The organism is Mesorhizobium sp. Root695 (genome assembly GCF_001428185.1).
GTDB lineage: Bacteria > Pseudomonadota > Alphaproteobacteria > Rhizobiales > Rhizobiaceae > Mesorhizobium.
Genome location: NZ_LMHO01000001.1, coordinates 200,722 through 217,935 on the forward strand (window position 1 = coordinate 200,722; position 17,214 = coordinate 217,935).

The 17,214-nt window shown below is 59.3% G+C and carries 16 protein-coding genes; 5 read left to right on the top strand and 11 right to left on the bottom strand.

The features are described 5' to 3' along the window. Positions 1 to 229 precede the first annotated feature (229 nt). The 6 genes from cyoD to ASD99_RS01060 form a co-directional block, all read right to left on the bottom strand. Entirely contained in the window at positions 230 to 631 is a 402-nt protein-coding gene (cyoD, locus tag ASD99_RS01035) for a cytochrome o ubiquinol oxidase subunit IV (RefSeq protein ID WP_057142457.1), read from the bottom strand. Beyond that, positions 628 to 1,299 (bottom strand): cytochrome (ubi)quinol oxidase subunit III, encoded by a 672-nt coding sequence (locus ASD99_RS01040; RefSeq protein ID WP_082583106.1) that lies wholly within the window; start codon positions 1,297 to 1,299, stop codon positions 628 to 630. The genes cyoD and ASD99_RS01040 overlap by 4 nt, the downstream gene beginning before the upstream one ends. Next, positions 1,296 to 3,299 carry a cytochrome o ubiquinol oxidase subunit I gene (gene cyoB / locus ASD99_RS01045; RefSeq protein ID WP_056593290.1) on the bottom strand — a complete coding sequence of 668 codons (2,004 nt, stop codon included), beginning with the start codon at positions 3,297 to 3,299 and terminating at the stop codon, positions 1,296 to 1,298. The genes ASD99_RS01040 and cyoB overlap by 4 nt, the downstream gene beginning before the upstream one ends. 1 nt (position 3,300) lies before the next feature. Continuing rightward, positions 3,301 to 4,251 (bottom strand): ubiquinol oxidase subunit II, encoded by a 951-nt coding sequence (cyoA, locus tag ASD99_RS01050; RefSeq protein ID WP_082525688.1) that lies wholly within the window; start codon positions 4,249 to 4,251, stop codon positions 3,301 to 3,303. A gap of 133 nt (positions 4,252 to 4,384) precedes the next feature. Then, positions 4,385 to 5,611, bottom strand: coding sequence for an oxalate decarboxylase family bicupin (locus ASD99_RS01055; RefSeq protein WP_057142458.1), 1,227 nt, complete (start codon positions 5,609 to 5,611; stop codon positions 4,385 to 4,387). A 266-nt stretch (positions 5,612 to 5,877) separates the two neighbouring features. Continuing rightward, entirely contained in the window at positions 5,878 to 6,459 is a 582-nt protein-coding gene (locus ASD99_RS01060) for an HdeD family acid-resistance protein (protein WP_056593474.1), read from the bottom strand. 429 nt (positions 6,460 to 6,888) lie between these two features. Between ASD99_RS01060 and ASD99_RS01065 the strand changes: the two genes are divergently transcribed. The 4 genes from ASD99_RS01065 to rpoH all read left to right on the top strand — a co-directional run bounded on the left by ASD99_RS01065 (position 6,889) and on the right by rpoH (position 10,524). Continuing rightward, entirely contained in the window at positions 6,889 to 8,280 is a 1,392-nt protein-coding gene (locus ASD99_RS01065; protein WP_162256670.1) for a sensor histidine kinase, read from the top strand. Continuing rightward, positions 8,280 to 8,948 (top strand): response regulator transcription factor, encoded by a 669-nt coding sequence (locus ASD99_RS01070; protein ID WP_056593302.1) that lies wholly within the window; start codon positions 8,280 to 8,282, stop codon positions 8,946 to 8,948. The genes ASD99_RS01065 and ASD99_RS01070 overlap by 1 nt, the downstream gene beginning before the upstream one ends. Before the next feature lie 115 nt (positions 8,949 to 9,063). After that, entirely contained in the window at positions 9,064 to 9,438 is a 375-nt protein-coding gene (locus tag ASD99_RS01075) for a response regulator transcription factor (protein WP_244482976.1), read from the top strand. A gap of 135 nt (positions 9,439 to 9,573) precedes the next feature. Continuing rightward, positions 9,574 to 10,524 (top strand): RNA polymerase sigma factor RpoH, encoded by a 951-nt coding sequence (rpoH, locus tag ASD99_RS01080; protein ID WP_082525696.1) that lies wholly within the window; start codon positions 9,574 to 9,576, stop codon positions 10,522 to 10,524. Between the two features lie 300 nt (positions 10,525 to 10,824). Here rpoH and ASD99_RS33030 read toward each other — a convergent pair whose 3' ends face one another. Then, positions 10,825 to 11,040 carry a hypothetical protein gene (locus ASD99_RS33030; RefSeq protein ID WP_162252288.1) on the bottom strand — a complete coding sequence of 72 codons (216 nt, stop codon included), beginning with the start codon at positions 11,038 to 11,040 and terminating at the stop codon, positions 10,825 to 10,827. Between the two features lie 361 nt (positions 11,041 to 11,401). Here ASD99_RS33030 and ASD99_RS01090 point away from each other — a divergent pair, with 361 nt between their 5' ends. Next, on the top strand, positions 11,402 to 11,698 hold the full coding sequence (locus ASD99_RS01090; RefSeq protein ID WP_156388896.1) for a hypothetical protein: 297 nt from the start codon (positions 11,402 to 11,404) through the stop codon (positions 11,696 to 11,698). A 124-nt stretch (positions 11,699 to 11,822) separates the two neighbouring features. Here the strand turns inward: ASD99_RS01090 and ASD99_RS01095 are convergent, their stop codons facing one another. The 4 genes from ASD99_RS01095 to ASD99_RS33035 form a co-directional block, all read right to left on the bottom strand. Further along, a complete protein-coding gene (locus ASD99_RS01095) occupies positions 11,823 to 13,367 on the bottom strand; it encodes an efflux transporter outer membrane subunit (protein WP_057142462.1) in 1,545 nt (514 codons plus the stop codon). Between the two features lie 2 nt (positions 13,368 to 13,369). Beyond that, positions 13,370 to 14,956: a DHA2 family efflux MFS transporter permease subunit gene (locus ASD99_RS01100; RefSeq protein ID WP_057142463.1), complete on the bottom strand. Its 1,587-nt coding sequence runs from the start codon at positions 14,954 to 14,956 to the stop codon at positions 13,370 to 13,372. Next, positions 14,953 to 16,254 carry an HlyD family secretion protein gene (locus ASD99_RS01105; protein ID WP_082583108.1) on the bottom strand — a complete coding sequence of 434 codons (1,302 nt, stop codon included), beginning with the start codon at positions 16,252 to 16,254 and terminating at the stop codon, positions 14,953 to 14,955. The genes ASD99_RS01100 and ASD99_RS01105 overlap by 4 nt, the downstream gene beginning before the upstream one ends. Before the next feature lie 383 nt (positions 16,255 to 16,637). Continuing rightward, on the bottom strand, positions 16,638 to 17,165 hold the full coding sequence (locus ASD99_RS33035) for a hypothetical protein (RefSeq protein WP_056593322.1): 528 nt from the start codon (positions 17,163 to 17,165) through the stop codon (positions 16,638 to 16,640). Between the last annotated feature and the right edge of the window lie 49 nt (positions 17,166 to 17,214).

A 17,214-nucleotide genomic window follows, 5' to 3' on the forward strand; every position in this document is an offset into this window, starting at 1 on the left:
CCAGAATCGCAGAATGCCTGCCGCAACTGATGTAATGTGATTGCCAGAACAGGCGTGTAAGTCGAGGCAAGCTGTGGATTGTGAAACGCGGCAACCCCGGCGATTGTAAGCGAATCTGCTCCACCGGTTGCGCCACGAAACAAAGGAAAATGTGCTGCGCATTGGCTGAGCTTTGACTCTACGCGCACGGCACCTCTGCCGCGATAAATCGCGTCCGCCTCGCTATGGGTCAACTTTGCATCTGCATGATCTGATCGATGGGCATCATATTGTGGTTCATATGTGCCATGATCCAGAGCGATCCGACGATGACTAGGAGAACGATCAACACACCAAAGGCAAGCGCCAAGACGTTGTTGACGTTGTCGGGGCCGGTGGTGATGTGGAGGAAAAAGACGAGGTGGACGCCCATCTGCGCGATCGCGAGGACGGCCAGCGCGACAGGAATGCTTGGTTCCCAAACCAGCGCGGTGCGATTGATAAAGAAAGACACCAGGGTAAGCAGCGTTGCGAGCCCTAGCCCGATCAGGTAAGTCCTGATTTCTTCGGCAGCCTCGTATCCGTCGAGGCTCTCGTCACCCGGCGCGGTGTCGACGTAGTGCGAGTCTTCGTCCTGCTCGGCGTGGCTCATTGCGTGACTCCCATCAGATACACCATTGTGAACAATCCGACCCAAATGATATCAAGGGCATGCCAGAACAGGCTGAAGCAAAGCAGGCGCCGCAGAATGTCGGCCCGGTAGCCCTTTGTGAACACCTGCGCCATCATCGTAAGCAGCCATAACAAGCCGATGGCCACATGCAGGCCATGGCAGCCAACCAGCGTAAAGAAGGCCGACAGGAACGCGCTCCGCGTTGGGCCTGCCCCGAGCGCAATCATGCCCATGAACTCGCGGATCTCGATGCTAAGGAATGCAGCTCCCAGTATGAAGGTTGCGGCCATCGCGCCATAGAACCAGAATCCGTTGCGCGTCCGGGCGCCGATGCCTGCGAGGCCGCAAGTGAAGCTCGACAGGAGAAGGCAGGCCGTCTCGATGCCGACATTGCCGAGGTCGAACAGCCCCTGCCCACTCGGTCCGCCGGCCGTCGCGTCAACCAGCACCGCGTAGGTCGCGAAGAAGGCGGAGAACATGACGATGTCGCTCAGCAGGAAAATCCAGAAGCCGTAGCCCGCGATGATACGCTTCGACGCCAGCGCATAGGCCGCATGCTTCGCGCTGTGTTGGATATCCGGCGAGCCCTGGGCACGCTCGACGTGGTTCGGGCCGTCCCGGCCGACGGCCGCGTCGAACGCGCTCATGACGGCGTCCCCGACAGGGCGAGTGTCTCGCCGCGCGCGGTTCGGTTGGCCCGGTCGATGCGTGCGACCACGTCAGCCGGAATTACATATTCGACTTCATCCCGCCAGGCGAAGACGACAAAGGTTGCGAACGCGCACACCGCAGCCAGGACTACGATCCACCAGATATGCCAGATCAGTGCGAATCCCATGAAGGTGGCGAAGAAGGCGCAGATGAAGCCCGTGGGACTGTTCCTCGGCATCTCGATGTCCGCATAGGGAGGTTCCTCGCCCAGCATGGCCTGCTGGCGCGCGCGTTGCTTCATGTCCCAGTAAGCCTCGTCGCCCTCGACGCTCGGGAGCACCGCGAAATTGAAGGCTGGTGGCGGAGAGGGTGTCGCCCACTCGAGCGAGCGTCCATTCCAGGGGTCGCCGGTCTCGTCACGAAGTTCTTTACGCCAGCGAATGCTGATGGCAAGTTGCGCGATCTGCAGGATTATTCCGGCCAGGATGATGGCCGTGCCGCCGGCCGCGATCAGCAGCCAGGGACGCCAATCGGGGACATCGTAGTGCTGCATGCGACGCGTCATACCCTTTAGGCCTACGATATAAAGCGGCATGAAGGCCACATAGAAGCCCACGAGCCAGCACCAGAACGATGCTTTGCCAAGCCCTTCGTGCAACCGGAAGCCGAAGGCTTTCGGAAACCAGTAGGTGTAGCCGGCGAAGGCACCGAAGAGCACGCCTCCGATGATGACGTTGTGGAAATGGGCCACAAGGAAAAGGCTGTTGTGCAGGACGAAGTCCACCGGGGGCACCGCCAGCAGGACGCCAGTCATCCCGCCGATGACGAATGTGATCATGAAGGCGATCGACCACAATATCGATTGGGAATAGACGACCCGGCCACCGTACATCGTGAAGAGCCAGTTGAAGACCTTCACGCCCGTGGGCACCGCGATAATCATCGAAGCGATACCGAAAATCGCGTTGACGTCGGCGCCGGCCCCCATAGTGAAGAAGTGGTGCAACCACACAGTGAAGGAAAGTGCGCAAATGGCCATCGTCGCCATGACCATCGACCGATAGCCAAACAACGGCTTGCGGGAAAAGGTCGAGATCACTTCCGAAAATATGCCGAAGGCCGGCAGGATTAGGATGTAGACTTCAGGATGTCCCCACGCCCAGATCAGGTTCATGAACATCATCACGTTGCCGCCGGCTTCATTGGTGAAGAAGTGAAAACCGAGGTAGCGATCCAGCAGCAGCATCGCCAAAGTCGCCGTTAGGATGGGAAATGCCGCGACGATCAGCAGGTTGGAGGCGAGCGTCGTCCAGCAGAACATCGGCATCCGCATCAAGTTCATGCCGGGTGCACGGATCTTCAGGACCGTCGTGACGAAGTTGACGCCTGTGAGCAAGGTGCCCACACCGGATATCTGGAGCGACCAAAGATAATAGTCGACGCCGACCCCGGGCGAGTAGGCTATCTCCGACAGGGGAGGATACGGCAGCCACCCGGTGCGCGCGAACTCGCCCACGACCAGCGAAATATTGACGAGCAACGCGCCGGTAGCGGTGAGCCAAAAGCTGACCGAGTTGAGGGTCGGAAACGCCACGTCGCGGATCCCAAGCTGCAGCGGCATGACGAAGTTCATCAGCCCGATCACGAAGGGCATAGCGACAAAGAAGATCATCAGCGTGCCGTGGGCGGAGAAAATCTGGTCGTAGTGCTCGGGTGGCAAGTAGCCTTCGGAGCGGAACGCCAGCGCCTGTTGCGACCGCATCATGATCGCGTCGGCGAAGCCGCGCAGCAGCATCACCATCGCGAGCAGGATGTACATGATCCCGATCCGCTTGTGGTCCACGCTGGTGATCCACTCGCGCCAAAGGTACGGAAGCCAGCCCTTCAGCGTGACCCATGCGAGGACGCCGACAATCACCACACCCACCAGGGCGGCCGTGAACAGTGGGATCGGCTGGTCGAGGGGAATAGCTGCCCAGCTGAGTTTGCCCAACATGCTAGTCCTCCGTCTGTGGGGATACGCTCGGATTGGGCCGGCCGGTTTGCGGGCCAGGCCCAGGCGGCAGTTGCTGTGTGACGATCTGCTGGAAGAGGTCAGGATCGGCCGCACGGAAGGTGAAAGGAGTGGTGTTCACGCTTTGCCTTGCCAAGGCAGCGTAGCTCTTGGCATCGAGGCTTGGCCCCACGTCGCGCGTGGCATCAATCCAGGCAGCGAACCGCTGCGCAGACACGGCCTGCACCTCGAAATGCATGTCCGAGAAACCATCGCCGCTATAGTGGCTCGAAAGGCCGTGGAAAGTGCCCGGAGCGTCCGCGCGCAGGTTCAACTGGGTTGTCATGCCGTTCATCGTGTAGATCATGCTACCGAGCCGCGGTACGAAGAACGCATTCATCACGCTCGCGGACGTCAGCGAGAAATGAATGGGAGTGCCGGCCGGAACGACAAGATGGTTCACGCTCGCTATACGCTGGCCTGGGTAGATAAAGAGCCACTTCCAATCCAATGCGACCACCTGGACCTCCAGCGGTGGCGTGTTTGATGTCAACGGTTTCGCGGGATCGAGTTCATGGGATCCGATCCAGGCCACTCCGCCTAGGAGCATGATCACAAGGAGGGGAATGGACCAGACGATGAGCTCGATACGGCCCGAATACTCCCAATTCGGCAGGTAGGTCGCTCTTGTGTTGGAGGCTCGAAACCACCAGGCGAAGATAAAGGTGGTGACGATCGTCGGCACCACGATGGCAAGCATGATGGCGAGCGAATCTATCAGGATCGTTTTCTCTGCAATCCCGACCGTCCCTTGTGGATCGAGAACCGCTGGCTGGCATGCAGTCAAAACGATCGGCGCCAGGAGGACGGCGCATCGCGCCACCCTGGCGCTCGGCGATCGACGACCCGGGAAAAGCCGTTCGCGGGCTGGCAGTCCATCCGACCTGGCGGGCATCACTGAGCTCCCTCACGCCGTCGTGAGCATCCTGGACGATGCTTCGCGTCCGAGCAGCGGGTCCGGAACGACAACAAGAACTGCAAGAGAAGCGAGGGCAGCGTCACCGGCTCGCGCACCCGGCTGCGCGATGTTAAGCCGGCACGACGGGCGACTTCTCCTTGCGCAAGGCGTGCAGAAACTGCGAGTCGACACGCAAACTGGCGCGAACCAGCTCCGGCGGTGTGAGGGCAAGCCACTGGTTCAGTGACACATCGGCGAATTGGTCGCTCTTGAATACCTCCAGATATCGCAGTGTCGTGTTGCCTGTGTTCTCGATGTAGTGGCCCATGGCAAAGGGTACGTAGCCGACGTCGTTGGCCTGGAAGTCGAATGTGCGGGCGGCGCCCGACGCCGCGAACACTCCCATGCGGGCCTGACCCTGAATGTAGTACTGCCATTCATTCGTATTCGGATGCCAATGCAACTCGCGCATCGCTCCCGGCTCGACCTCGACCAGGGCCGCCGCGATTGTTCTGGAAGCTGGGAACACGTTGCTGTCGGTAATCCGCGCAGTGCCATGTTTCATCTTGATCGGAGCCTGTGCCATCATGCGGTGGCTGAAGCTGTGCGGGACCTCAACCGCGCCCGCGATCTTGTCTGCGCTGAGGGGCCCCGGAACCGGCGCGGGAAACATGTAAAGCTCGCTAGGATCGGGGACGTTCGCAAGGCTCGATGCCGGAACGCCGAAATTCTTGGCGAGCACCTCGGGAGGCGTGTGTTTCAGAAAGTCGCTTAAGAGGAAGGTGTTGTCCTCGTCGAAGTCGCCGTCATCGAACACCAACAAGAATTCAGTCCCGTCTGGATCGAGGCCCTGGATCGAGTGCGGAATGCCCGGCGGGAAATACCACAGGTCGCCCGCGCCGACGTCGTCGACGAAATTGTGGCCATTGGCATCGACCGCCGTGATGCGTGCTCTTCCGTACAGAACATAGGCCCACTCGGCGGCCTTGTGCCAATGCAACTCACGCACGCCGCCGGCATTCAGTCGCATGATCACGCCGGCAATGTCCTTGGAGACGCTGAGTTCGCGTGCGGTCACCTGCCGGGTCCAGCCGCCGCCAGACAGTCGGATATGGGCATCGTCGAACGAGAAGCGCAGATTCGGCAGTTCACCCGAATCCGTGCTCGGTGGGACCATTAGATCCGGATTCTGGGCTATTCGGGAAGGATTCATCGGACCAGGGTTGGTGCCGCCGCGACCGTTGGCTATCGGGTCGCCTTTCTGCGCCTGGGCCAGTGTCGCCGTCGTGAACAAGCCGCCAGCCGCAGTCGCAGCCAGCAAGGTTCGACGGGATATCTTATCGGCGGCTATGCTCATTTTGTTTCATTCCTTGCTACGGGGGCTTTGCGACGGCGCCAATTGGTTGGGACACGGACCGCATGAGTGTCCGCCTGGCGCGTAAGACACACGGTATCGATCGGGCGCTGACGAGGTCTTTCTTGTTGACACACGCAATAGCTGAATCGCACGCTGATCGTGGCGGTCAGAGGTGGAGAGGTGCGGAGCACGCTGCTCGCGATCGTCTCAAGTGGCTTTCGGCAAATGGAACCGCTCAAACTATCACGCTTGCCAGCTTCTATTTTTTACATCCACGAAAGCGCGCTGCTCTTCAGTCCAAAACCGAATGCCAAGAGCGTCGCGCCTTGCATGGTCAGGTCGATTGCCAGAATCGCGCCTGGCGTCGCCAGAGTATTGAGTGGCCGCCCGAAGAGGATGACAAGGCCCGCAAGAAGCGTGACTACCCCTGAAAACGCAACCCAGCCCCAGGCCAGATGGCGCCTGGACTGGAGGCCTACCCAGAACCGCAGAATGCCTGCTGCAATGAGTGTGATTGCCAGCACGAGCGTGTAGGCCGAGGCTGCAAGCAGTGGGTTGTGGAATGCGGCGATGCCGGCGATTGCATAGGCGAAGCCGCTCAGTAGCCAGAATGCAAACGATCTCCATCCCTGAATATTGAAAGCGTGCACGACCTGCGCGATGCCGGCGACCGACATCAACACGCCAATATAGAAGACGGATAGCACCGTCGCGGCGAACAAGTTCGCGAATCCCAGAAAGCCCAGGCTCAGCAGCGCGATGCCAAGCATTATAAAAAGCCAGCATTTTGCACGCAACTCCGGCAAGGTTGAGCCGAGACTGCGGGACCGTTCGATCGCATGTACCATGAGTTCCTCTTTCAGTTCAGTCGAGAAACGCCGCCGGATGTAGTTACAAGAAGGCGAGCGGTGGGTTCCGCCCGGGCGTTGAACATAATCCTGTTTCGTGATACCGCTCTCGTCGCTGCCAGGACTTGCTCGTTGTTGCCTTGGCCGGCTCTGATTTGCGTGTTTTCAGCCAGATCTTGGGCTCGCTCCCAAGCCTGTGTCGTTGATGGGTCGCTCGGTCTCTAGGGGATTCGCTGCGAGGTGTTGCGGTGACAAAGGTGCAATCAGGCACCGACGACCGCAATTTCCAACAAGCAGAAAGGATCCAGTTGCCTAGGTTGGACGGCGCGCCACGGAGAGTCGATCAGCAGCGCAAGCGTCGACCAGGAACCGAGCAGAGACCTTATGCGGCACAGACTATCTCCGCCAGCATCCGGCAATTCGCGGCTAGTGGCCCCTCTGGCCATCCTTCTGGCGGCCGGGATATTCGTTGTCGATACGATTGATCCATTTTCTGGGGCGGTAGCGGTCCTCTATGTGGTCGTTATTCTGCTCGCGGGTACCGCCTTCCGTAGGCGTGGCATTGTCTTGTGTTCGTTCGGCTGTGCAGCGCTCACTTTGTTGAGCTTCTGGATTGTTCACGGAGACGAAGCCAGTGGAGGCGCGCTCAGCCGCTGCCTCATGAGCATCTCGGCCATCGCCATTACCAGCCTTCTTGTCCTTAAAAACCAGTCGACCTCGACCGACCTTTCTGAAAAAGCCCAACTGCTCGATTTGACGCATGATGCGATTTTCGTACGCAGCATGGGTGATATGATCACTTATTGGAATCGTGGTGCCGAAGCCATTTACGGCTGGTCCGCCGAACACGCGGCGGGAAAGTCCAGCCATCAGTTCCTGCAGACCGTCTTTCCAGCCGAACTGAACGAGATCAATCGGGAACTGCTCAGCTCCGACCGCTGGGAAGGTGAGCTCATGCACACGAAGCGGGACGGATCCGTCGTTGTCGTTTCCAGCCGCTGGTCGCTGAAGAAGGATGCCGATGGCAAACCGTTGGCGGTTCTCGAAACGAATACGGACATATCACAGCGCAGGCGAGCCGAAACCGAGGTGCTGAAGGCCCAGGCTGAACTCGCCCATGTGACACGCCTCACCACCTTGGGTGAATTGACGGCCTCGATCGCGCACGAGGTAAATCAGCCGCTTGCCGGCATCGTTATGAACGGCGAGGCGTGCCTGCGATGGATCGATCGCGACAAGCCCGATCTGGATGAGGTCCGCAGCGCGGTCAGGCGGAGCATCGCTGACGCCCAACGCGCCAGCGATATCGTCCATCGAATCCGAGCGTTGTCCAAGAAGGGCGACATCCAGATGACCCTTGTCGACGTGAACGAGATCGTCAACGAGTCAATCGTGTTGGTGCGGCATGAGTTCGTTGCAAATCGCATCACTCTGAAACTGGATCTGGCCCACAGGCCGCTGCCCGCACTTGGCGACCGTATCCAGCTTCAACAGGTCCTGATCAATTTGTTGATCAACGGGATTCAGGCAATGGCCCCTTGTAAGAGCGACATACGGGAAATTCTCGTCACGACGTCGATCGATGGATCCAACCAGGCAAATGTGAGAGTCCGAGATTCTGGACCAGGCATCGATCCCGAAAGTGCCCGCCAATTGTTCAAGGCTTTTTTCACCACCAAGGCGGATGGAATAGGCATGGGGCTGTCTATCTGCCGGTCGATCATTGAGTCACACGGAGGCCGTGTGTGGATCGTGCCTAATCCAGGCGGAGGCGCGATATTCCAATTCTCCCTGCCACGCGTTGAAAAGGATGCCGGGTGATGATCCGACGCCCCGCCCCTCCCTCCCAATCAGAAGGCAACGACGGCGCTGTGCCTCCGACCGTTCTGGTCGTGGACGACGATTCGTCGTTACGTGAAGCTTTAAGCAGCCTCTTCCGATCTGTTGGTACGCGCGTCGAGCTTTTCGGTTCTGCTCCCGAACTGCTGAACAGTCGGCTTCCCGACGGTCCGAGCTGCCTTGTGCTCGATATCAGGCTGCCGGAGGTGAGCGGACTCGAATTTCAAACGCAGTTGGCCAAGGCAGGCATTCATCTGCCGATCATTTTCATGACCGGTCACGGCGACATTCCGATGTCTGTGCGCGCCATGAAGGCCGGCGCTGTCGATTTCCTCACCAAGCCCTTCCGAGATCAGGATATTCTGGATGCAGTCGCCGGCGCTCTGGAGCGCGACAGGCAACGGCGAGAGAGAGACCGGGCGCAGTCGGAGCTGCAAAGCCTTCTGCGCACCCTGACCCCTCGGGAGCGCGAGGTGATGGCATTTGTCGCGACTGGATTGATGAACAAGCAAATCGCTGGCGAGATGCAACTCAGTGAAATCACGGTGAAAATCCACCGCGGTCGCCTGATGAAGAAAATGGGTGCCAGAACTCTGGCCGACCTGGTGAAGATGGCCGGCGCCCTGGGGATAGACGCTCCCGGGAAATAAATTGTTACACCTCTGTATAACTTTCGCTTTCACGACCGCAGGCGCAATCTCTCGCTGAGAAACAGTCGTTGAACAGCAATGCTTGGGTCATCGGCAAGCACGGAGGAATAGTGAATTGACCCGTAACGCGATGATCTCGATCATCGACGACGATGAGTCCGTTCGACTTGCGACCGCAAGCCTCGTTAGATCGTTGGGCTTCATCGCATTTGCATTCGAATCGGCCGAGGACTTCCTGAGGTCATCTAATCTGGAAGATACGTCGTGCTTGATCTGCGATATCCAGATGCCCGGAATGACAGGAATAGAGCTGCAGGATCATTTGATCGAACATGGCTATCACATACCGACCATTTTGATCACCGCCTTTCCCGAGGAACGCGTCCGCAAACGCGCTCGGGAAACGGGCGCGATCGGCTTCTTCCGCAAGCCTTTGGATAGCCAGGCCATGATCAGCTGTATCGCTTCTGTACTTCATGGCACGCGCTAACGGCGCCTGGGTGCATCTTCGCCCTTCAAGCGAAGAGCGCGGCCAACAGGGCAGCGTCGAACAGAGAAGCCAACATCGAAAGCTATGGGCGTCAGGAAGCAACTGATCCCCTGCGACGCAAGCAAGGAGTGCTGCATGGCACGTGCAACAACAACAAATCTGTCGAGCGAACGCGGGCTTAGCCGTTATCTAGGCACGATCAAACATCTCCCCATGCTGACGCCGGGGCAGGAACAGGCGCTGGCAAAACGCTGGCGCGAGCACAACGACCCGGAGGCCGCTCACCAACTGGTGGTGTCACATCTTCGCCTGGTTGCCAAGGTTGCCATGCGTTACCGGGGCTACGGACTGCCGATGTCGGAGGTAATATCAGAGGGCAACATCGGTCTGATCAAAGCAGTCAATCGCTTCGAACCGGAGCGCGGCTTTCGTTTGGCGACCTATGCTGTCTGGTGGATCAAGGCGGCCATTCGGGAATATGTCCTGCGCTCCTGGTCGCTGGTGAAGATGGGCACGACGCCCAATCAAAGAAAGCTGTTCTTCAATTTGCGGCGGCTCAAGGCTCGCCTCTCGGCGCTTGACGATAACGACCTGCATGCAGATCAGGTGGAACTCATCGCAAGCAACCTTGGGGTGACGGGACAGGAAGTTGTCTACATGAACAGCCGCATGGGCGGAGACACGTCGCTCAACGCGCCCCTGCGAGGTCGAGCCGAAGGCGAATGGCAGGATCTGCTGGTCGAGGGCGAGGACAATCAGGAGTACAAGCTCGTTCAGATCGAGGAGGCCTCCAACCGGCATAGAGCGCTGATCGACTCGCTTGGCGTGCTCAACGCACGCGAACGGCGCATCCTTGAGGCGCGTCGGCTTGCGGATGACCCGAGGAGTTTGGCGGATCTCTCAAGCGAATTCGGCGTTTCGCGCGAGCGTGTGCGTCAGATTGAGATGCGCGCCTTCGAAAAATTGCAAAATGCAGTGAAGGTTGTCTATGCGAAACGGGACGCCATGCCCGTCGGCGAACGCATGAACCTTGGAGTTGCGTCCATCGCACATCCTGATCCCGGAGCGTCTTGGGGCAGCCCATAGGTTGCCAGCGCATCCGATGCGACGACCGGTCCCGCTCTGGTCGGAGCGGGATACCTTGCAGCCGAGGCCTCAAAGGCGCTGCCTGGCACATTTGCCGGCAACACATGAAATCAACAAGTAATATATGTAGTTAAAAGATATATAAACGTCAAACAATCGTATTATGTCGAGAAATGACTCCTGTATCTATATCAGTATGGCTTTCAACAGCTCCGAAAGCTTAAAATACAGGAGTGTATTATGAAAAGAGCAACAACAGTCTTGGCGACGATCGCCTTGGGCGCAATGCTGGCGGCTGGATCAGCGACGGCCTCGATGGCGCACGGCGGTGGCGGCGGTCACGGCGGCGGCTTCGGCGGCGGCGGTGGTCATGGCATGAGCATGGGCGGTGGCGGCCATGCCGGAGGCTTTGGCGGCAGCCGCGGCGAAGGCTTTGGCGGTAGCCACGGCATGAGCCCTGGCGGCGACGGTCGTATCGCAAGCATGGGTGATGGCGCCCATGTCCGTGGCGTCCATGTCGGCGACGGTCATAGGTTCAGAAGGGGTCGCGGTTTCGGCAGTGACTTTTATGACGACGGCTACTGTGGTTACCCGTATCCATACTACGGCTATCTCGGGTACCCATATTGCCCGTGATCCACCAGAGTCTCTTCGAATCCGGGCTCCACAGCGTGAGTGGGGACCGGATTCGAACGCCGAAAGATTTGGCGCGCACGCCAACCGAACTGCGGCCCGGCTGAATCTCGTTTCACAGCCGATACCACCATAGATCATGATATATATGCATCAAACTTAGATGCTATTCCGAGAAGTAAGCACATGACTAATATAGATTCTGTTCAACAGTCTTGGAATTCTCAATCTGAAGGAGCGTATCGTGAGAAAATCAGCCACAACATTGGCGAAGATTACTTTGGGCGTGATGCTGGCGACCGGCACGGTGACGGTTTCCATGGCGCGCAGCGGCGGCAGTGACGGTCATGCCGTACACTCTGGCAGCGGTGCCATCGGCAACCAGCACCACAAGGTCTTTTTTCGCGATCGGGAACTTGGCGATCTGCAAAATGACAACCAGACCTGGTTGAACGACGACACAGACACGGCTTACTGCTCGTTTGATGCCGTGGACCCGAGTTACTATGGATCCAATGGAATCTGGCACTCTTGCCTGTGACCCAATCTCGCCAACTGGAGTGGTTTGGATTGAAGCGGTCCTGTTTCCGCTCCAATTGGCAAGTTGACCGATTTCCGAGCCAGCTTGCCCAAAGGTCGACGTCGAGCCCTTCTCGCTGTCGAGGTCATGCCGGCTTTCCTGCTTTCGAAGTTCGTTGAGCATTGATCGGCGGTTTGGGCGGTGCGTTCGGATACGTCAATTCCCAACCGCCACCGAGCGCTTTGTACAATTGGACGAGGTCGATCGAGATGTTGGTCGTGCTCTGTGCGTGATCCTGTTCGGCTTGCAGCAGTGTGCGTGCGGTGTCGAGCACCGTGTCGAACTCGGTGACTCCGTTATTGTAGCGGTCACGGGCCAGCGACAAGGCCTGACGCAGATGCTCGACTTGCCTGGCCAGTCGGGAGCGCCGCTGCCGTTCGGCGCGGTAGTCGATGAGGGCATCGACAACTTCGTGCCAGGCTCGCAGCACCGTCCTGTGGTAGGCGATCGCCGCCTCGACCTGCTGGGCCTTGCGAAGATCCAGTGTCGCCTTTAGCCGGCCGCCCTGGAAAATCGGTATCGAAATGCTCGGGCCGAGATTGGTTGTGATCGCCCTGGCAGTCAACAAGTTCCCGACTTTGAGGGCGTCGAAACCCACCGATCCATTCAGCTGGATGGAGGGATAGAATTCGGCCACTGCGACTCCGATGTCTGCGGTGGCCGCGTGAAGCTGCGCTTCCGCAGCACGAATGTCAGGGCGCCGCCGCGCGAGATCGGAAGGAATGCCGGCCGGAACCCGGGCAGGCATCGGCACCACCTGTTTCCCGGTGGCGAGTTCGCCGCGCAGCGCATCGGGCGGCAGGTCGAGCAGGAAGCTCACGGCGTTGATCTGCTGCGCTTCCTGTTGTTGCAGGCTGGGCAACTGGGCACGGATGGCTTCGACCTGCGCGGCGGCGTTCTCGACGTCCAGACTGGTCGTCAAACCTTGCAGCTGGCGCGTTTGCGTCAGCTGCAAAATGTCTCGCTGGATCTTCAGATTGTCGTTGGCGATCCTGATTAGGGTCTGCGTGCCGCGCAGCTGGATGTAGTCGCGTGCGGTTTCAGCGAGGCTCGAGACGAGCGCGTCACGCCGCCGTTCCTCGGAAGACTGAACCTGCGCATCCGCAGCTTCGACCTGGCGGCGGACATGCCCCCAAAGATCGAGTTCCCAGGATGCGTCGAAGCCGCTGGTAAACAGGTCGGCCGGCTTTGCGGAAGAAATGGTGCTGCCCGGTGAACCAAGCAGGCCGCCGATCAGGCTGCCTTTGGCACTCACATCATCAAGACTCTGATGTTGGTATCTGGCGCTGCCATTCAGGCCAGGCAGTTGAGCGGAGGCCACGGCAGCGCGCTGAAAACGGCTTTCTGCGAGCCGGATGGTCGCGGTCTTCACATCGAGGTTGGCATCGGCGACGCGCTGCATGAGCGAGGTAAGAGCCGCGTCTCGAAAGGCCTGCCACCAAGCGGGGTCGACAGGCTCGAGAACCGCAGCGCTGGATTCCCTGGAGTTTTCCAGCGCAGTTGCCGCGCCGTTCGCAAACCAGCGTTTCGGCAAGCCGGGATCAGGCCTAACGAAATCCGGTCCGACAGTGCAACCTGCCAGCGCGAAGATGACTGGAATCGCTGCAACAGCGCGCAAATTTTGGCCCATGATCAACCCGCGTGGCTGGCGCCCTCGCCGTTGGCAGCCTTCTTGCCGGATAGCAGGAGGCAAAATGGGACGGCGAGGAAGGCGACAAAGGAGAAGAACAGAAAGACGTCCGAATAGGCGAGGACGGCAACTTGCGTCTGGAAGACTTGGTAGACCTTTCCAACCGCCATTCCATGGACTGATCCCGCGGCATGCCCGGTCGCCGTCAACGCACGTTCGTATTGATCAACCAACACGTTGTAGGGTTGATGAAAGGGCGAGGCCCATTCCGACAGGTAGGACTGCCGGATCTGGCTCCGCTCGGTGACGAGCGAGGTTGCGACGGAAATCCCTATCGAACCGGACACGTTGCGAACCATCGAAAAGAGGGCAGCCCCGTCGCCGCTCAGTTCGCGTGGCAAACTGAGATAGGTGGTCGTGCTGATGGGCACGAACAAAAACGCCAGCGCGGCCGCCTGCAAGCTGCGCATCAGCACGAGTGTCGGGAAATCGACGTTCGGTGCCAGATGACTCGAAAACAACAGCGCGCCTCCCATCACCAAAAAACCGGCAGCCACGACGAACCGCGTCTGGACGATTGTCATGAGGCGTCCAACCAATGGAATGAGGATGATGACAATGATGCCGCCTGGAGAAAGAATGAGCCCCGCCCAGGTTGCGGTATAGCCAAGAACCTGTTGTGCGAGCTGTGGGATGACGACGGCGCTCGCGTAGAGGATACTGCCCATCGCCGCGATCATTGCGCAGCCGGTGGTGAAATTCCTGTCCTTGAACACTTCGAGATTGACGATCGGTTTCTTGGCAATTAGCAGCCAGCCGATCGCGCCAGCGATTCCCAGGAAAGCGAGCAGCGCCATCAACACGATGAAGGGCGAACCGAACCAGTCGTCGTCCGTGCCGCGATCCATCATGATCTGCAGGCATCCGAGACCAAGCGTGATGAGCGACAGGCCAATGTAGTCAAGCCCCCGGCTCTTCCTGTCCTTCACCCAAGGCGGATCTTCGACGAGGATCGCATTCAAGAAGACGGCGAGGATGCCCACGGGTATGTTGATGAAGAAGATCCAGCGCCACGTCGACTGATCGGTGATAATGCCGCCCAGCGTCGGGCCGAGGACGGGGGCGACGACGGTTGCGATCGCCGTCACGCCGAATGCGGCCGCGCGCCTGGCCGGTGGGAACGTGTCGAGGATGATCGACTGCTGGTTCGGTTGCAGGCCGCCGCCAAAAAAACCCTGCAGCAACCGGAAGACGATCAGTTCGCCCAGACTGGTCGCCGTCCCGCACAAGAACGAGAAGACCGTGAACATGGTGATGCAGATCAGGAAATAGCGTTTGCGCCCTAAGAGATCGCTCAGCCAGCCAGAAATTGTCAGCACGATCCCATTTGCCACCAGGTAAGAGGTGAGCGCCCAGGTCGCCTCGTCATTGCTCGCCGATAGACTGCCGGCGATGTGCGGCAAGGCAACATTGACAATCGTCGTGTCGAGGATTTCCATGAAGGCGGCAAGGGTCACCGAAACCGCGATGAGCCAAGGGTTGTAGCGAGGCTTCCAGGCTGCGCTGGCCTCGGCAGGAGTGCTGCTCATCGAACTGAAACCGTCGGAACCACCGAGATCCCAAGCGGCAGCGGACGCTTGGGATCGAGCCCGCTGTCGATGACGATCTTGACTGGCACGCGTTGGACGATCTTTACGAAATTGCCGGTGGCGTTTTCGGGTGGGAAGGCGGTGAACTTCGAGCCGGACCCCATCTGCACACTGTCGACATGGCCATGCAGGTCGAGCCGAGGATAGGCATCCACGTCGATCTTCACGCTCTGGCCGGGCCGCAGACCATCAAGCTGGTTTTCCTTGAAGTTGGCCGTGATCCACATGTCCGGCGGAACGATCGAGAAGATCTGCTGGCCAGGTGTGACGTAGTTGCCCATTTCCACGTTGCGCCGGGTTATCCAGCCATCCTGTGGCGCCGTCACGACCGTCCAGGAGAGGTTGAGTTCGGCTTGATCGAGCTGCGCTTGAGCCTGCTCGACTTTACCGTTCAGCTGTTCGACCTGCGTATCGCTCTGGCCGATGTGCTGCTCGACCGGTGAACTCAGCTGAACCTGGGCTTCGGCTTGCGTGACTTGCGCTTTGCTTTGGCGCAGCGCCGCCAACGCGGCATCGACCTCCTGCTGCGTCGTCGCGGCTTTCGGCAGAGTGCTCTGCCGGTCATAGTCGGCCTGGGCCTTTGTCAAATTGGCCTTTGCAGTCAGCAATTGAGCCTGGGCCTGTTGGAACAGGGCGGGGAAATTCTTGCGAGCGATCTCGGTCGCCAGCCGTTCCCCCGCAGCTTGCGCCTTGGCGCTGTCCAGGGTCCCCTGCGCCCGGTTCCGCTCGCTCATGTAGGAGCGCGGATCGATATGGATCAGCGGATCACCCCTGTGTACAAATTGGTTGTCCGTCACGTCCAGCGACACGACGAGGCCCGAAACCTGCGGCGCGATGGTGACAACCCGCCCATCGACATAGGCGTCATCCGTGCTCACCAAGTTGCGGTTCGCGTACCAGTAGTAGGATCCGCCGAGGACAAGAGCAGCCAGGACAATGAAACCGATGATGAAGACGGCTGGCCGGCGGTTTCGGTGTCCGGTATCTGAACCGCCTGGTCCGCGCACGTGCTCGCTTGCGACGGTCGCCTCGGGCTGCTCGTTCGCCGGCAGCGGGCCTCCAGGAGCTTGTTGGCCATGATCGCCTTCACCAGGGCGGCTATCGGCGGTTATGGGGATAGTGGAGTTCGGAACGCGAGCGATCGCAAATGTCTCACCGATAGGGGCGCTCGCCGGCGGCGGCACCTTGGACCCGCCACCGGCTTGGCGGAGTACACTGATCCTGGCGGTCTGGGACATCGGGCGCCTCTCTCATGCGAACTGACCTGAGACGTTTCCCGAAATCGTCGATTTCGCCTGTAGCAACCGCTATCCGTTTGCAGGACCGCTCAAACCCCTCGGCGCAAGCCAGGTTGCCATGCTGGCCCGCTGTCTCGCCTTCTGCCCACATTAAAGTGCCAGCGACCATGCGATCCATCCCGCAAAGGTATACGGGAATGAAGTAGAAGTCTGAGTGGCTCATACATTGGTTTGTAGCCGAGACGACGAACCGTCAAATGCTCGGGGTCGGCGTGCGAATAGGGAAATCCGGCCGCCTTTACGGAAGAGCGCTTCCCCCTCCATCTGCCATCATCTCCGATCTGACCGGGCGAAATGCGTTCCAACGGCCCAACGACGTTCCTTTACGCATGCCTCACCTGGACATACGAAACGACGGTAGTTCCAATGCGAAATGACAATGATGTTGCGATGCCAATCTTGCCGATCGCCATTGCGATCGCTCTCTTGTTCAGCGGGCCGAGCCTGGCGCAAGTCAGCACGACCACGCCGCCAATAGGAATGACCTCGCCCCTCTCTGGCATTGGTTCGCCCCTCAATCCGGTTGGTATTCCGCTGGGCGCGGTCGAACTCGATCCTGGTGGCTTGACGACGCCTGGCTCTGTAATCACGCCCAATTCTGGGTGTACCAATTTCCTGGCGCCTGGTGTTCTGGCGTCACCTTCCGAATTTGCCGGAACGACCTCCGCCCTCTCCACTTTCGATGGCGGAGGCGTTGACGGAACCACGACCATGAGCGGGACGTCTTCTGTGAACCCGATGCCTTCAACAGCATCGGGCACCTGCAGCACGACGGCGTCGAGCGCGTCGCCTTCCGGCACCACATCGATACTATCCACCACCACGGGCACATCGTCTGGGACATCGTCCATGGGTGTTGGGATTCCGCTGGGGTCTTCGGAACTCGGCAATTTGGGAGTG

Excerpts from the sequence above, each read along its gene's own strand:
- ASD99_RS01055 (WP_057142458.1), bottom strand. The coding sequence starts at position 5,611 with ATGAGCATAGCCGCCGATAAGATATCCCGTCGAACCTTGCTGGCTGCG.
- ASD99_RS01070 (WP_056593302.1), top strand. The coding sequence starts at position 8,280 with ATGATCCGACGCCCCGCCCCTCCCTCCCAATCAGAAGGCAACGACGGC.
- ASD99_RS33035 (WP_056593322.1), bottom strand. The coding sequence starts at position 17,165 with ATGGACGATGTCCCAGACGATGTGCCCGTGGTGGTGGATAGTATCGAT.
- ASD99_RS01095 (WP_057142462.1), bottom strand. The coding sequence starts at position 13,367 with ATGGGCCAAAATTTGCGCGCTGTTGCAGCGATTCCAGTCATCTTCGCG.
- ASD99_RS01105 (WP_082583108.1), bottom strand. The coding sequence starts at position 16,254 with ATGTCCCAGACCGCCAGGATCAGTGTACTCCGCCAAGCCGGTGGCGGG.
- ASD99_RS01040 (WP_082583106.1), bottom strand. The coding sequence starts at position 1,299 with ATGAGCGCGTTCGACGCGGCCGTCGGCCGGGACGGCCCGAACCACGTC.
- ASD99_RS33030 (WP_162252288.1), bottom strand. The coding sequence starts at position 11,040 with ATGGACGCCACGGACATGGGCGCCATCACCCATGCTTGCGATACGACC.
- ASD99_RS01100 (WP_057142463.1), bottom strand. The coding sequence starts at position 14,956 with ATGAGCAGCACTCCTGCCGAGGCCAGCGCAGCCTGGAAGCCTCGCTAC.
- ASD99_RS01060 (WP_056593474.1), bottom strand. The coding sequence starts at position 6,459 with ATGGTACATGCGATCGAACGGTCCCGCAGTCTCGGCTCAACCTTGCCG.
- cyoD (WP_057142457.1), bottom strand. The coding sequence starts at position 631 with ATGAGCCACGCCGAGCAGGACGAAGACTCGCACTACGTCGACACCGCG.
- cyoB (WP_056593290.1), bottom strand. The coding sequence starts at position 3,299 with ATGTTGGGCAAACTCAGCTGGGCAGCTATTCCCCTCGACCAGCCGATC.
- rpoH (WP_082525696.1), top strand. The coding sequence starts at position 9,574 with ATGGCACGTGCAACAACAACAAATCTGTCGAGCGAACGCGGGCTTAGC.
- cyoA (WP_082525688.1), bottom strand. The coding sequence starts at position 4,251 with ATGCCCGCCAGGTCGGATGGACTGCCAGCCCGCGAACGGCTTTTCCCG.